Raw genomic sequence first — 13,059 nt, forward strand, 5'->3', positions numbered from 1 at the left:
GGTGAAGGGGGTGCGTACGCACTGCGACCGGATCCGGGCCTTCATTGGTCTGGACATGATGAACGGCCGGTACTAGCCTCCCACTTGGTCTAGACCGCACTTCACTCGACTCACGGAACCCCCCACGTTCTCAGGGAGCGAAGCATGCGTAAGAAGATCAGTGCCGCCGTCATCGGCCTGTCCATCACCGGCGTCTCACTGTTCGCCACCGGCAGTGCGTCCAGTCACGGCTATGTCGACTCACCCACCAGTCGGCAGTCCTACTGCGCCAAGGGCACCGTGAAGAATTGCGGAGCGATCCAGTACGAGCCGCAGAGCGTCGAGGGCCCCAAGGGCTTCCCGAAGAGCGGTCCCGCCGACGGCAAGATCTGTGCCGGCGGCAACGATACGTTCACGGAACTCGACGACCCGCGCGGTGGCAAGTGGCCCGCCACCAAGGTCACCGCCGGTCAGGGGTTCCAGTTCCGCTGGAAGCTCACCGCCCGGCACGCCACCACCGACTTCAGGTACTACATCACCAAGGACAGCTACAACCCGAACAAGCCCCTCACCCGGGCCGATCTGGAGCCGCAGCCCTTCGTGACCGTCCCCTTCGGCGGCCGGATCCCGGAAGCCACCGTCACCCACCAGGGCACCATCCCCACCCAGAAGACCGGCAAGCACCTCATCCTCGGTGTCTGGAACATCGCCGACACCGGTAACGCCTTCTACGCCTGCTCGGACGTACAGTTCTGAGCCTCAGCAGCCGCTCGCTCTGACCGCTCCACAGGGCGCACGGCACCACGAAGGGCCTCCCTCCCACCCCCGGGGAGGCCCTTCGCCCACTCGACGTTGTCGAGATTCCAACGCTCCCCGGCTTCGCGCACCCGCGGTCGTCTCGTAAGATCCACAAACACAGCAGCCAACTCTTCGCGGCCGGGGGCGAGTAGGAGGAGCCATGTCCACCATGGCCGAAAACCCCACGCAGCGTTTCGAGCAGCAACTCGTCGCTCAGCCACGGGCGTTCGCGCGCGTACGGCGCACCGTCGCGTCCCAGCTCCGGCTGTGGGGCCGTACGGACCTCGTGCCCGGCGCCGCCATGTGCGTCACCGAACTCCTCAGCAACGTCCACAAACACACCGCGACCGCCGAGTGCGTGCTGACCATCGACAACCTTCCCAGCGGCATACGGGCCGCGGTCAGCGACGCCGACGCCGGAATACCGACGGTCAAGGAGCCCGACTACTTCGCCGAGAGCGGCCGTGGCATGTTCCTGCTCTCCGAGACCGCCCACACCTGGGGCGTGGACCTCAACTCCACCGGAAAGACGGTGTGGTTCAGGCTGGACGCCGAGGTGACGTGAGGCGCGGCCGACACGGCTCATGAGCCCGTCTGCGCCCCCGCCTTCTCCTCACCGTCCCCGGCCCGGCCATCGTCCCCGGCCTTGCCGTCGACCTCGGCCCCGGCACCGTTCTCGGCCCCGCCACCGTCCCCGGCCTTGCCGTCGCCCCCGGCCTCGTCATCGTCCCCGGCCTCGGCCGTCTTCTTCCCGGGCGGCGGCTTCAGCGCGATCCGGCCCAGGACGGCGGCCACGGCCAGGGCGACGATCGCCAGCAGCACGTAGTCGGGAACGGCGTTCCCGATGCGCGAGGCGACCTCCTCCAGGTGGAACTCCTGGTCGGCGTCGAGGATTCCGGGCAGCCCGGTCGTACCGTCGAAGGCCAGGAAGAGCGCCCCGATGCCGATGAAGAACAGCCCGGAGACCAGCGACGTGGTGTGCAGCTCAAGGCGGCCCAGCCGGAACGCGCGCCCGCGCAGCCAGCCCCGCCGGCCGAGCTGGAAGCGGTCCCAGAAGAGGGCGAGCACGAAGAGCGGCAGCGCCATCCCGAGGGCGTAGACGGCCAGCATCGACGCCCCGTACACCGGGTTGCCCTGCACGGCGGTCACCGTCAGCACCGCCCCGAGGATCGGGCCCGCGCAGAACCCGGCCAGCCCGTACACGCAGCCCAGCAGGAACGTGGACGCCGCCGAACGCGGCGTGATGCGCCCCGCCGCGGCCTGCGCCCGCTTCGACGCGAAGCCGAGGCCGACGATCTGCGCCGCGCCCAGCGCGATGACCACCCAGCCGCCGACGGTGATCAGCAGATCGCGGTGGCCGTTGAAGAGCCTGCTGGCTGCGGTGGAGGCCGCGCCGAGCGGCACCAGGGTGGTGGCGAGCCCGAGGTAGAAGACCCCGGTACGGGCCAGCAGCTTGCCCGGGCTGGCGAGCGAGTACGCGAAGAACGCCGGCAGCAGCAGCGCGCTGCACGGGCTGAGCAGGGCGAGGGCGCCGCCCAGGAAGGCGGCGAGATAGCCGATGTCGTTCACTTGGCGGCCGCCTTCGCGTGGTCGCGCGCCGCCTTGATGGCCTCCTCGAAGGCGCTCATCGGCTGGGCCCCGGCGATGGGGCGACCGCCGATGACGAAGGAAGGAGTGGACTGGACGCCGAGGCTGTACGCCTCGTTCTGGTCCTTCTTGACGGCGGCAGCGGCGGCCGAGCCCTTCAGATCCTCGCGGAACCGGTCGGCGTCGCCGACGCCGCTCTTGCGCGCGAGGTCGACGAGCTTGTCCTCGGCGAGGGCGTCGCCCTTGCGGAGCTTGGCGTACAGCTCGTCGTGGAACGCCCAGAACTTGCCCTGCCGGCCCGCCGCCCAGGAGGCGCGGGCGGCCCGCTCGGAGTCCTTGCCGAAGATCGGGAAGTTGCGGAACTCGATGCGCAGCGTGCCGTCGTCCACGTACTTCTTGACCAGCTCGGGCTGCGTCTCACGGGTGAACCGGCCGCAGTACGAGCACTGGTAGTCGGCGTACTCGACGAGCACGACGGGCGCGTCCTTCTTGCCGAGGGCGAGCGCGTCGCCGTCCTCGCGGCGCACGGTCGCCTTGTCGAACTGGTCGTACATCTTCTGCTGCTCGGGGTCGGCCGCGGGGGCATCGCCCTGCTTGCCGGCGCCGGTTCCGGCCGACGCGTCGGAGGAGGCGGCCGAGTCGGACCCGCCGCCGTCGTTGATGTTCTCGCCGACGGCGATACCGGTGGCGACGAGCGCCACGATCAGCGCGAAGACCGCGCCGATGGCCGCGACGCGGCGGGAGGGGGTGGTGATACGGGAGGACATGGGTGATCGGGCTCCAGGGCTCGAAGGGCTCGATGGGTTCGTCAGGATCGTCGGACGGTGAGGACCGCCAACGCCGCAAGAATCGGCACATGCCGAAGTCCGGCCTGGTCACAGGCCGGGTGGCGTGTCGATACGGCTAGATCCGCAGAACCGGCAGGAGCTCGGCGCAGCCCGCGACGGGCAGCGGCGGGGCCCGCGGGCCACCGGCCTGGGGCAGCGGCGGCGCCGTGTACGGGAGGGGCTCGACACCCGGCCCGGGGAGCGGGTCGGAGTGCGGGTGGGCGATGGCGGCGTCGGTGCCGGGGTGCGCGGGCGCGTGGTCCGGCGCGCACTTGCCGGGGACCGAGGCCGCCGGGGCCGGCTCCTCGGCGACGACGGCGAAGGCCGTCCGCGCGGCGGGCTCGGAGTGGGCGGCCGCGAGCGCGCAGGGCTTCGGCACGAAGAGCACGGCGAGGAGAAACAGCAGCGCTGTGACGGCGAGCGGCCGGCGGGAGCGCGGCATGCGGCTTCTCCTCTCTGCTGTCCTCTACTGCCCGGGGCTCTGCTGCCGGGCCCTCGTCTGGTGTGCTGTCCGGTCCGGGCTCGGGCCCGCCCGGCAGCCACCCATGCTACGGGCCGCTCCCGCGATCAGGCGGCAGTGCGGGCGTCGTCGCGCTCGATGGCGCGCAGCGCGGTCCGCTGGGCGTACCAGAGCAGGGCGACGGTGGTGGCCGACATCAGCACGGCGAAGAGCAGATGGCCGTACGTCCCGGCGACGGCCAGCCCGAGCACCCCCAGCACCGCGTGCTCATGTCCTCCGCCTACGACCTGCTGCACGCCTACCCGCGGGCGATGTACCCGCTGATCGCCGTGGCCGTGGTCAACATCGGGATCTCGCTGACCGTGCTGCGCCCCCGGGTGCGGCTCGCCAAGCGGCTGTGGCGCGGCAAGGGGACCCGGAAGGTGGCCGTCGCGCTGGTGCTGCTGCGGGTCGGGGCGCACCTCGAAGGCGAAGAACCAGACCGGGAGCGGCTTGACGGGCCGGCTGCCGGCGGCCTTCGCCGGGGCGGCCTGCTGCGGGGCCTGCGGGATGTCGGACGTCGTCATGGTCATACGGATGAGTCTGCTGACCGGGGCCGCCGCGGAGCAGAGCCGCCGATCACCGCCTGCCGATGACATAAGTCATCGCGGACGTACGGGCAGGTCCCAGCCCGGCCCGTTCGGTCGCCCAGCTCAAAGCGTGACGAGGACGGCCCGCCGGGAAACGCCGGGCGCACGAGAAAGGGCCCCTCACCGTAAGTGAGGGGCCCTTCTCTGTCTGTGCGCCGCCAGGGACTCGAACCCCGGACCCGCTGATTAAGAGTCAGCTGCTCTAACCAACTGAGCTAGCGGCGCCTGCTGACGAAAGAAATACTACCTGCTTCCCGGGGGTGCTCCTGACACCCGGCGTCACAGCGTGAGCGACAGCAGCAGCGGAGCCGCCGAGCGGTTCAGGGTGTCGGCCGCCTGGCGCAGCCGGTGGGCGTGTTCCAGGGGGAGGGAGAGGGCCAGGCAGCCGACCGCGTGCCCGGCCGTGATGGGGACCGCGGCGCAGACGGTGCCCACCGCGTACTCCTGGAGGTCGAGGACGGGGACGGTCGCGGGCTGGCTGTCGAGCTTGGAGAAGAGGACCTTCTCGTTGGTGATCGTGCGGGACGTGAGCCGCGCGGTCTTGTGGCGCGAGAGGTGGTCGCGGCGGTCGTCGTAGTCGAGCTGGGTGAGCAGGCACTTGCCCACCGCGCTGGCGTGCGCCGCGGAGCGGAAGTCGACCCACTCGTTGACCTTGGGGGTGCACGGGCCGTCCGCGTACTGCGTGATCTTGACTTCGCCGTCGATGTAGCGGCTGATATAGACGGCCGCGCCCAGGGAGTCGCGCAGCGCGTCCAGGGACTGCTGGAGTTTGCCCTCCAGGGCCGCGCGCCGGTCGCCGTTGCCGGAGCCGAGCAGGAGCAGCGCCTCGCCGACGGCATACGTGCTGTCGGAGACCTGCTCCACATAGCCCTCGCGGCGGAGCATGCGCAGCAGGTGGGCGAGGTGGCCGATGGGGAGCCCGGTCTCGCGGGCTATCTGTGCGTCGGTGACGCCGCCGACGTGTTTGGCGACCGTTTCGAGCACGCGCAGGGCGTACTGAACCGAGTGGAACGGCGCGGTCGGCTCGGGCTTGAGCGCCACGGATTCCCCCTAGCAGTTTCCAGCAGGTTGCCGCTTGCGCCACCACGATAGCCGCCAAGAGGGGGAAATGGGGCGGTTGTTGGCGAGAATTGTGGCGCGCTCCGGGGCCCTGTTCAGGAGCGCGCCACTCTGGCATATGTCAGGGGGATAAAAGTGGGGGTCCGGGCTCCCGCGATGGCGGCCCAGGGCGGCCGGCGGCGCCCCGAAGAATGGTGCTGTTCTCGCCGCGGTCAGAGCACCGCACTCAGGAATTCCCGCGTCCGTTCGTGCTCCGGCTCGGTGAAGATCTTCTCAGGCGATCCGGTCTCGATGACCCGGCCCGAGTCGAACATCAGCACGTCGTCGGAGATGTCGCGGGCGAAGTTCATCTCGTGCGTCACGCACAGCATCGTGATGTCCGTCGTGTGCGCGATGTCGCGCAGCACGTCCAGCACGCCCGCCACCAGCTCGGGGTCGAGCGCCGACGTCACCTCGTCCAGCAGCAGCACCTGCGGCCGCATCGCCAGCGCCCGCGCGATGGCCACCCGCTGCTGCTGGCCGCCGGACAGCTGCGTCGGGTACGCGTCGCACCGGTCGCCGAGCCCCACCAGGTCCAGCAGTCCGCGCGCCCGCTCCTCGGCCGCGTCCTTGCCGAGCCCCAGTACGTGCACCGGGGCCTCCATCACATTGCGCAGCACCCGCATATTGGGGAAGAGGTTGAACTGCTGGAAGACCATGCCGATGTTCTTGCGGATCTCGCGGGTGTGCTTCTCGCCGGCCGGGACCAGCCTGCCGCCCTTCTCCTCGTGCGTGAGGTAGTCGCCGGCCACCTTGATCGTGCCCTCGTCCGGCCGCAGCAGGGTCATCAGCAGCCGCAGGATCGTGGTCTTGCCCGACCCGGACGGCCCGATGAGGGTCACGTGCTTGCCGGGCGCGACCGTGAAGTCGAGGCCGTCGAGGACCGTGTTGGCGCCGAAGCGCTTGGTGACGCCGTCGAAGCGGATGAGTTCGCGGCCCTCGGCGGGCGCCGCGTCCGGGGTGTCGGATTCAGTGGCCAAGACGTCGCTCCAGGGCTCGCATCAGTAGAGATGCCGGATAGGCGATGACGATGAAGGCGATGCCGACCATCGTGAACGGCTCCACGTACTGGAAGGTCCGGGCGCCCTCCAGGCGGGCGTTCTGCAGCATGTCCAGGACGCCGATGATCGCCAGGATCGGGGTGTCCTTGAGCATCGCGATGACGTAGTTGCCGAGCGCCGGGACCACGCGGCGGATCGCCTGCGGCAGGATCACCGCGGTCCAGGTGCGGGTCCGGGAGAGGCTGAGCGCGGTCGCGGCCTCCCACTGGCCCGCGGGCACCCCGTCGATGCCGGCCCGGTAGACCTCGGCGGTGTACGTCGAATAGTGCAGGCCGAGCGCGATCACCCCGGTGGTCAGCGCCGAGAACGTGATGTCCCAGGTCGGCAGGACGTAGAAGAAGAAGAACAGCTGCACCAGCAGCGGGGTGTTGCGCACGAACTCGACGACCCCTGTCACCGGCCAGCGCACCCAGCGCGTCGGCGAGCGGAAGGCCAGCGCCCACACCAGGCCCATGGCGAAGGCCAGCAGCGCGCCGAGCGCCGTCGCCTCCAGCGTGACGCCCAGCCCGTGCAGCAGCTCCGGCCAGAACTTCCGGGCGGCTTCCCAGTCCCAGCTCACCGCTCACCTCCGGCGGGCAGGGGCGCTGCCGGCCGCGCCCCGCGCCGCGGGAACGCGCCCTTCTCGGGGGCCCGGCCGATGCCCGCCTTGGCCTTGCGCTCCAGCATCCGCATCAGCCGGGTCAGCACGAAGGCCAGCACGAAGTAGATGGCCAGGATGATCGCGTAGATCTCCAGGCTGGCCCCGGTCGCCAGCCGGGAGAGCTGGGCGGCGAAGGCGATGTCGGCGACGCTCATCACCGACACCAGCGCCGTGCCCTTGAGCAGCTCGATCAGCAGATTGTTGAACGGCGGGATCATCTCCGGGATCGCCTGCGGCAGGATCACCCGCCGCATCCGCTGCGCGGGCGTGAAGTTCAGCGCCACGGCCGCCTCGCGCTGTGCCGGGGCGACCGCGCCCAGCGCGCCGCGCACGATCTCCGCGCCGTACGCGCCGTACGACAGGCCCAGCGCGAGGACCGCCGCCCACATCGGGACGAGCTGCAACCCGAAGGCCAGCGGCATCACGAAGAACAGCCAGAACATCAGCACCAGCGCCGAGGTGCCGCGGAAGATCTCGACGTAGACGCCGGTGGCGAACCGGACGATCCACAGCCGGGACGTACGGGCGATGCCGACGCCGAAGGCGACGACCGCCGCGAATACCGCGCTGTACACGGTCAGCTGGATGGTCACCCAGATACCGGGCAGCAGCCAGTGCTGCCAGAGTCCCGTTGTCATTTCCCGCACAACTCCTCTGCGGTCAGCTGGGTCATCTCGGTTCTGGTGAAGCCGAACGGCCGGATCACGCGGAGCAGTTCCCCGGACTTCTTCATCTTGTGCAGCTCGGCGTTGAAAGCGTCGCGGAGCTCCGTCTCGCCCGGCCGGAAGGCGAAGGCGCCCGCGCCGTGCACATCCTTGCCGTCCATTTGCGGAAGGAATGGTTCCGAGGATTCGACCCTGGCGCCGGGGTTCTGCCGAATGACGTTGCGCACGGTCAGGGTCGTACCGGCGAAGGCGTCGACCCGGCCCTGTTCGACGGCGAGCAGTCCGGCCAACTGGTCCGGATACACCTGGATATCGATGACGCCCGCGTTCTTCGCGTAGGTCAGCTCGGCATAGGCGCTGCCGCTGCCCAGCCTGGCCCCGGTCCGCTTGACGTCGGCGTAGGTGCGCAGCTTCTTCGGATTTCCCTTGCGGACGATGAACGCGTCCAGGACCTCGTAGTCGGGGTCGGCGAAGACGACCTGCGCGCAGCGGTCGGGGTTGATGAACATGCCCGCGGATATCCCGTCGAACTGCTGTGAGTTCAGGCCGGGTATCAGCGAGTTGAACTCGGTCGGCACCGGCTGGACGCGGGGCACCCCCAGGCGCGGGAATATCACCTTCGCCAGTTCCGGTGCCTCGCCGGTGAAATCGCCGTTCTTGTCGATATAGCCGAAGGGAATCTCCCCCGCGATTCCCAACCGGACCGTGCCCTGCGACTTCAGCCGCTCCAGCAGGTTCCCCCCGTCTTCGGCGTCCGCGGTCGGCACCCGGCCGCAGCCGACGGCGCCCAGCAGACCCATTGCCGTACCGCCCGCGAGGAGCGAGCGGCGGCCGATCACCATTCTCCTGTTGTTCTCCATTGATGGAGCCATAGGCGCGCGGCTACCCCGCTCCGTCGAATATATGCAGATCGTTTTCGGACCTTGATGCAGCTGTTGTGCGGCGGGTCATTGCGCCGCAATCGGCGGCTGAGTCAGGCAAGCTGAACCACAGGGAGGCTGAACCACCGGATAACTGATTCACCGTCAAACGGAACCACCGGCAAGCAGAAACACCGGCAAGAACCACCGGCAAGAACCACCGGCGAGCGGAAGCAGGAGAGGAACGGCGATGAGTGATCAATTCATTGAAGTCTCGCTCGACAAGCGAGGCGTGAGCTGCACGGCCCGGCTGCTGACCGACCGGGCCCCGCTGACCTGCGCGGCCGTGTGGGACGCGCTGCCACTGGGCGGCGACGTCTACCACGCGAAGTACGCGCGCAACGAGATCTACGCGCTGCTGCCGACGTTCGCCCTCGAAGAACCGCCGCTGGAGAACCCGACGGTCACCCCCATCCCGGGCGACCTCTGCTATTTCACCTTCTCCGAGACCGAGTTGGGTACGAAGGCGTACGGCTACGAGAGCCGGGCCAAGCACCAGGGCCGCTCCCAGGTCGTCGACCTCGCGCTCTTCTACGAGCGCAACAACCTCCTGATCAACGGCGACGCGGGATGGGTCCCGGGCATCGTCTGGGGCACGGTCGTCGACGGCCTCGACCGTATGGCCGACGCCTGCCAGGACCTGTGGCGGGCCGGGGCGTTGGGGGAGACCCTCAACTTCCGCAGGGCCTGACGCGAGCGCGGCAGGGCCTGACGCGAGTTCCGCAGGGCCTGTAACGAACGCCGCGTACGGGCCGCCGCGCGCAATCCGCTGGCGGCCCGTACGGCCCCTTCGCGGGCTCCTACCGCCCCGGCGCCACCCGCTCCGCCACCCCCGCCTCGTACAGCGCGTGCGCCGCGCGCAGCAGCAGGGCGTCCCCGTGGCGGGCCGCCACCAACTGCGCGCCGATCGGCATCCCTTCCTCCGACAGCCCGCACGGAACCGTCGCGGCGGGCTGCTGCGTGAGGTTGAAGGGGTACGTGAACGGCGTCCACCCCGTCCACCGGGTGTGCTTCGAGTCCGGCGGCACCTCGTGCCCCGCGTCGAACGCCGTGATCGGCAGCGTCGGCGTGAGCAGCAGGTCGTACGTGCTGTGGAAGCGCCCCATGGCCTGGCCGAGCACCATCCGCGCGTCCACCGCCGCGAGGTAGTCCAACGCGCTGTACGACTCGCCCAGTTCGACGACCTCCCGCAGCCCGGGGTCCAGCAGCTTCCGCTCCGCCGCGCCCAGCGGCTCCACGACGCGCGCCGCGCCGCTGAACCACAGCGTGTGGAACGCCTCCACCGGATCCGCGAACCCCGGATCGGCCTCCTCCACCCGCGCGCCCAGCCGCTCGAACAGCTCCGCCACCCGCCGTACCGCCGCCGTCACCTCCGGGTCGACCACGCCGTGCCCGTCCGGCCCGCCCGCCCCCAGGCTCGGGCTGTACGCGATCCGCAGCTCCCGCACACCGCCGCGCAGCGACTCCTGGAACGTCGTGCCGTGCGGCCCCAGCCCCGACCAGTCCCGCCAGTCCGGGCCGCTGATCACATCCATCAGCAGCGCCGCGTCCGCCGCGTCCCGCGTCATTGGCCCGACGTGCGAGAGCGTCCCGAAGGGGCTCGCCGGATACAGCGGAACCCTCCCATAGGTGGGTTTGAGACCGAAGATCCCGCAGAAGGACGCGGGAATGCGGACCGAGCCCCCGCCGTCCGTCCCCAGGCTCAGCGGCCCGGCCCCCAGCGCCACCGCCGCGGCGCTGCCGCCGCTGGAGCCGCCCGCGGTGCGCGAGGGGTTGTACGGGTTGCCGGTGACCCCGCTCAGCGGGCTGTCCGTGACGCCCTTCCATCCGAACTCCGGCGTGGTCGTCTTCGCCAGGAAGACCGCCCCGTGCTCGCGCAGCCGCGCCACCGAGGGGGCGTCCTCGTCCCAGGCCGGCCCCTCGGCCCGTACGGTCCGCGAGCCGCGCAGCGTCGGCCCGCCGCGCATCAGCAGCAGGTCCTTGACGGTCACCGGCACGCCGTCCAGCAGCCCCGACGGCTCGCCGCGCAGCCACCGCGCCGCCGACGCCTCGGCCTCCCGCAGCGCGTCCTCGGCGGCCACCCGGGTGAAGGCGTTGACGGCGGGCGGAGCCGCCTCGATACGGGCCAGGTTGGCGCGCACCACTTCCACCGGGGAGAACGCGCCCGAGCCGTATCCGGCGAGCAGCTGGAGGGCCGTGAGGTCGGCCAGTGAAGTCATACGGTCCTCCGCGAGGGATCGGTCGTGCCTGGCGTCCCGGGTGTGGCAGGGACGTAGCCGAGCTGCTTGTCCACGACGTTGAGCAGCGGTTCGCCCGCCGCCCAGCGGTCGAAGTTGTCCTGGAACTGCTCGGCGAGATCGTCCCGCCAGCCCACCGTGTCCGCGCTCATGTGCGGCGAGACGAACAGCCCCGGCACGTCCCACATCCGGCTCTCCACGCTCAGCGGCTCGCTCTCGAACACATCGAGGGCCGCGCCCGCGATCCGCCGTTCGATCAGCGCCTCCACGAGGTCCTCCTCGACGACGAGCGGGCCGCGCCCGACGTTGACGAAGCGGGCGCCGGGCTTCATCCGGGCGAACGCGTCCCGGTCGAACATCCCCCGGGTGGCCGCGGTCAGGGGCGCCGCGCACACCACCCAGTCGGCGGCCGGCAGCAGCCCGGCCAGCTCCTCCGCGCCGCGCACGCCCGCCCGGGCCGTACGCCCGACCAGCTCGGTGGCGATGCCCAGCGCCGAGAGCGTACGGGCCACGGCCTGCCCGATCGGCCCGCCGCCGACCACCACGGCGCGCGTGCCGGCCAGCCGCATCGTCTCCCGGTGGCGCCAGCGGCGCTGCCGCTGCAATTCCCAACTGCCCGGAAAATCCTTGGCCATGGCTATCACCAGTCCGGCGACGTACTCGGCGATCGGCTGCTCGAAGAGGCCGCGAGCGTTGGTCACCAGCGTCGCACAGGCGGCCAGTTCGGGGCAGAGCAGATGGTCCACCCCGGCGCTCGCGGTGTGCACCCAGCCGGGCCGCGCGCCCGCGCCGGGCCACGCCTCCCGTACGGCCCGGGTGCCGAAGTCCCAGACCAGCAGCACGTCGGCGGCCGGCAGCAGGTCGGGCAGGGAGGCTTCGTCGCAGACCACCACGGAGGCGCGGCCTTCGAGGCGGGAGAGCCGGACGGGCGGTTCGGTGCCGAGGACGAGAACGGTGCTATCGGACATAGGCGGGAAACCGTTTCGAAATGGGGGTCCGCTTGAGTGTCTGGGGACAGTCGACAAGTAGTCGTAGATATGAGGATTGACCACGCTAGGGACCTGAAACTACCGTCGTCAATAAGGCGCTGATTATGCCGACGGAACACCCTCTGTCCCGACGTCCCGGCGCAGGCCGGCCCCCTGTCTCCCCAGGCCAATGGCCCTGCTCTCCGATGTATTGGAGCGCGATATGGACGTCTCCTCCTTTCTGGGCGGCCCTCGGCCGCAGTGCGGCGTGGGGGTGGTGGCCCCCTTCGATTTCGCACTCGACCGCGAACTGTGGCGGTGGGTCCCCGACGAGGTCTCCCTGCATCTGACCCGGACCCCCTTCGTGCCCGTGGAGGTCAGTCTCGACCTCGCCCGGCTCGTCAGCGAGCACGAGACCCTGCGCCACGCCGTGCGGGCGCTGTCCGCCGTCGAACCGGACGTGGTCGCCTACGCCTGCACCTCCGGCAGCTTCGTGGGCGGCGTCGCCGGCGAGCGCGCGATGTGCGCGGCCATGACGCAGGCCGGCGAGGTGCCCGCGGTGACGACCTCCGGGGCGCTGCTCGACGCGCTGCACGAGATCGGCGCCCGGCGCATCGCCGTGGTCACCCCCTACACCAAGTCGGTGACCGACTCGCTGGAGGAGTATCTGGCGGGCGCGGGCATCACGGTCACCGGCCGCGCGTATCTCGGGCTCACCCGGCACATCTGGAAGGTGGCCTACCGGGACGTCGTCGACATGGCGCGGCAGGCGGTGGTGGGCGCGGCCGACGCGCTCTTCATCAGCTGCACGAACCTGCCGACGTACGACGTGATCCCGCAGTTGGAGGCCGAGTTGCGGATGCCGGTGCTCTCCGCCAACCAGGTGACGGTCTGGGGGGCGCTGCGCCTGATGGGGGCGCGGGCCGTGGGCCCGTACCAGGCGCTGCTGGACCCTGTCGCGAGAGCGGGCCCGGCGGGGATGTGCTCGGCGCCGCCGACGGCGGCCGTCCCGTTGGCACCGTCGGTGCCGTCCCCGCCTCCCACGCCGGCCGCCTCTTCGGCGCCGCCGGTGCCGGCCGTGTCCGAGGCCGCGTTGACGGGCCCGGCGGCCGTGCCGGACGGGGAGCCCGGCGACGGGTTCGTCCCGCCGGGGCAGGCATGGGCGGAGGACCCCGGATAGCCGCACCGCG

Annotated in this window: 16 protein-coding genes and 1 tRNA gene; 5 read left to right on the forward strand and 12 right to left on the reverse strand. The window is 70.7% G+C overall.

Features of this window, described 5'->3' with window-relative positions; genetic code table 11:
- Positions 1 to 144 precede the first annotated feature (144 nt).
- Complete coding sequence (locus AC07AB_RS17890) at positions 145 to 735, forward strand: lytic polysaccharide monooxygenase auxiliary activity family 9 protein (protein ID WP_478567335.1); 591 nt, start codon at positions 145 to 147, stop codon at positions 733 to 735.
- Between the two features lie 202 nt (positions 736 to 937).
- On the forward strand, positions 938 to 1,342 hold the full coding sequence (locus AC07AB_RS17895) for an ATP-binding protein (RefSeq protein WP_478567338.1): 405 nt from the start codon (positions 938 to 940) through the stop codon (positions 1,340 to 1,342).
- A 17-nt stretch (positions 1,343 to 1,359) separates the two neighbouring features.
- Here the strand turns inward: AC07AB_RS17895 and AC07AB_RS17900 are convergent, their stop codons facing one another.
- The 4 genes from AC07AB_RS17900 to AC07AB_RS17915 all read right to left on the reverse strand — a co-directional run bounded on the left by AC07AB_RS17900 (position 1,360) and on the right by AC07AB_RS17915 (position 3,911).
- Positions 1,360 to 2,346, reverse strand: coding sequence for a cytochrome c biogenesis CcdA family protein (locus tag AC07AB_RS17900; RefSeq protein ID WP_478567341.1), 987 nt, complete (start codon positions 2,344 to 2,346; stop codon positions 1,360 to 1,362).
- Entirely contained in the window at positions 2,343 to 3,131 is a 789-nt protein-coding gene (locus AC07AB_RS17905) for a DsbA family protein (protein WP_478567344.1), read from the reverse strand. The genes AC07AB_RS17900 and AC07AB_RS17905 overlap by 4 nt, the downstream gene beginning before the upstream one ends.
- Before the next feature lie 136 nt (positions 3,132 to 3,267).
- Positions 3,268 to 3,633, reverse strand: coding sequence for a hypothetical protein (locus tag AC07AB_RS17910; RefSeq protein WP_478567347.1), 366 nt, complete (start codon positions 3,631 to 3,633; stop codon positions 3,268 to 3,270).
- Between the two features lie 125 nt (positions 3,634 to 3,758).
- Complete coding sequence (locus tag AC07AB_RS17915) at positions 3,759 to 3,911, reverse strand: hypothetical protein (protein ID WP_478567350.1); 153 nt, start codon at positions 3,909 to 3,911, stop codon at positions 3,759 to 3,761.
- A 9-nt stretch (positions 3,912 to 3,920) separates the two neighbouring features.
- Here AC07AB_RS17915 and AC07AB_RS17920 point away from each other — a divergent pair, with 9 nt between their 5' ends.
- Entirely contained in the window at positions 3,921 to 4,286 is a 366-nt protein-coding gene (locus tag AC07AB_RS17920; protein WP_478567353.1) for a hypothetical protein, read from the forward strand.
- A gap of 145 nt (positions 4,287 to 4,431) precedes the next feature.
- Here AC07AB_RS17920 and AC07AB_RS17925 read toward each other — a convergent pair.
- The 6 genes from AC07AB_RS17925 to ehuB form a co-directional block, all read right to left on the reverse strand.
- Positions 4,432 to 4,505 (reverse strand) — tRNA-Lys (locus AC07AB_RS17925).
- Between the two features lie 54 nt (positions 4,506 to 4,559).
- Positions 4,560 to 5,321 (reverse strand): IclR family transcriptional regulator, encoded by a 762-nt coding sequence (locus AC07AB_RS17930; RefSeq protein ID WP_478567356.1) that lies wholly within the window; start codon positions 5,319 to 5,321, stop codon positions 4,560 to 4,562.
- A 230-nt stretch (positions 5,322 to 5,551) separates the two neighbouring features.
- Positions 5,552 to 6,358: an ectoine/hydroxyectoine ABC transporter ATP-binding protein EhuA gene (ehuA, locus tag AC07AB_RS17935; RefSeq protein WP_478567358.1), complete on the reverse strand. Its 807-nt coding sequence runs from the start codon at positions 6,356 to 6,358 to the stop codon at positions 5,552 to 5,554.
- The gene (ehuD, locus tag AC07AB_RS17940) at positions 6,348 to 6,998 is read right to left on the reverse strand and encodes an ectoine/hydroxyectoine ABC transporter permease subunit EhuD (RefSeq protein WP_478567361.1); all 651 of its coding nucleotides are present in this window, start codon (positions 6,996 to 6,998) and stop codon (positions 6,348 to 6,350) included. Before ehuD ends, ehuA begins: the two co-directional genes overlap by 11 nt.
- Positions 6,995 to 7,717 carry an ectoine/hydroxyectoine ABC transporter permease subunit EhuC gene (gene ehuC, locus AC07AB_RS17945; RefSeq protein WP_478567364.1) on the reverse strand — a complete coding sequence of 241 codons (723 nt, stop codon included), beginning with the start codon at positions 7,715 to 7,717 and terminating at the stop codon, positions 6,995 to 6,997. Before ehuC ends, ehuD begins: the two co-directional genes overlap by 4 nt.
- The gene (ehuB, locus tag AC07AB_RS17950; protein WP_478567367.1) at positions 7,714 to 8,616 is read right to left on the reverse strand and encodes an ectoine/hydroxyectoine ABC transporter substrate-binding protein EhuB; all 903 of its coding nucleotides are present in this window, start codon (positions 8,614 to 8,616) and stop codon (positions 7,714 to 7,716) included. Before ehuB ends, ehuC begins: the two co-directional genes overlap by 4 nt.
- A gap of 238 nt (positions 8,617 to 8,854) precedes the next feature.
- Here ehuB and AC07AB_RS17955 point away from each other — a divergent pair, with 238 nt between their 5' ends.
- Complete coding sequence (locus tag AC07AB_RS17955) at positions 8,855 to 9,355, forward strand: DUF3830 family protein (RefSeq protein ID WP_363130775.1); 501 nt, start codon at positions 8,855 to 8,857, stop codon at positions 9,353 to 9,355.
- A 109-nt stretch (positions 9,356 to 9,464) separates the two neighbouring features.
- Here AC07AB_RS17955 and AC07AB_RS17960 read toward each other — a convergent pair whose 3' ends face one another.
- Together AC07AB_RS17960 and AC07AB_RS17965 are read right to left on the reverse strand one after the other, a co-directional pair.
- Positions 9,465 to 10,883, reverse strand: coding sequence for an amidase (locus tag AC07AB_RS17960; RefSeq protein ID WP_478567370.1), 1,419 nt, complete (start codon positions 10,881 to 10,883; stop codon positions 9,465 to 9,467).
- Positions 10,880 to 11,869, reverse strand: coding sequence for a D-2-hydroxyacid dehydrogenase (locus AC07AB_RS17965; RefSeq protein WP_478567373.1), 990 nt, complete (start codon positions 11,867 to 11,869; stop codon positions 10,880 to 10,882). The genes AC07AB_RS17960 and AC07AB_RS17965 overlap by 4 nt, the downstream gene beginning before the upstream one ends.
- A gap of 223 nt (positions 11,870 to 12,092) precedes the next feature.
- On the opposite strand from AC07AB_RS17965, the gene AC07AB_RS17970 reads away from it, so the two are divergent.
- Positions 12,093 to 13,049, forward strand: a complete 957-nt coding sequence (locus AC07AB_RS17970) for a maleate cis-trans isomerase family protein (RefSeq protein WP_478567861.1) — start codon at positions 12,093 to 12,095, stop codon at positions 13,047 to 13,049.
- Positions 13,050 to 13,059 lie beyond the last annotated feature (10 nt).

The sequence above is a fragment of the Streptomyces sp. NPDC044033 genome (genome assembly GCF_056434425.1).

What these genes read in the sequence shown, in the direction of transcription:
- AC07AB_RS17890 (WP_478567335.1), top strand. Translation starts at nt 145, where the DNA reads ATGCGTAAGAAGATCAGTGCCGCCGTCATCGGCCTGTCCATCACCGGC.
- AC07AB_RS17895 (WP_478567338.1), top strand. Translation starts at nt 938, where the DNA reads ATGTCCACCATGGCCGAAAACCCCACGCAGCGTTTCGAGCAGCAACTC.
- AC07AB_RS17905 (WP_478567344.1), bottom strand. Translation starts at nt 3,131, where the DNA reads ATGTCCTCCCGTATCACCACCCCCTCCCGCCGCGTCGCGGCCATCGGC.
- AC07AB_RS17910 (WP_478567347.1), bottom strand. Translation starts at nt 3,633, where the DNA reads ATGCCGCGCTCCCGCCGGCCGCTCGCCGTCACAGCGCTGCTGTTTCTC.
- AC07AB_RS17920 (WP_478567353.1), top strand. Translation starts at nt 3,921, where the DNA reads ATGTCCTCCGCCTACGACCTGCTGCACGCCTACCCGCGGGCGATGTAC.
- ehuC (WP_478567364.1), bottom strand. Translation starts at nt 7,717, where the DNA reads ATGACAACGGGACTCTGGCAGCACTGGCTGCTGCCCGGTATCTGGGTG.
- ehuB (WP_478567367.1), bottom strand. Translation starts at nt 8,616, where the DNA reads ATGGCTCCATCAATGGAGAACAACAGGAGAATGGTGATCGGCCGCCGC.
- AC07AB_RS17955 (WP_363130775.1), top strand. Translation starts at nt 8,855, where the DNA reads ATGAGTGATCAATTCATTGAAGTCTCGCTCGACAAGCGAGGCGTGAGC.
- AC07AB_RS17960 (WP_478567370.1), bottom strand. Translation starts at nt 10,883, where the DNA reads ATGACTTCACTGGCCGACCTCACGGCCCTCCAGCTGCTCGCCGGATAC.
- AC07AB_RS17965 (WP_478567373.1), bottom strand. Translation starts at nt 11,869, where the DNA reads ATGTCCGATAGCACCGTTCTCGTCCTCGGCACCGAACCGCCCGTCCGG.
- AC07AB_RS17970 (WP_478567861.1), top strand. Translation starts at nt 12,093, where the DNA reads ATGGACGTCTCCTCCTTTCTGGGCGGCCCTCGGCCGCAGTGCGGCGTG.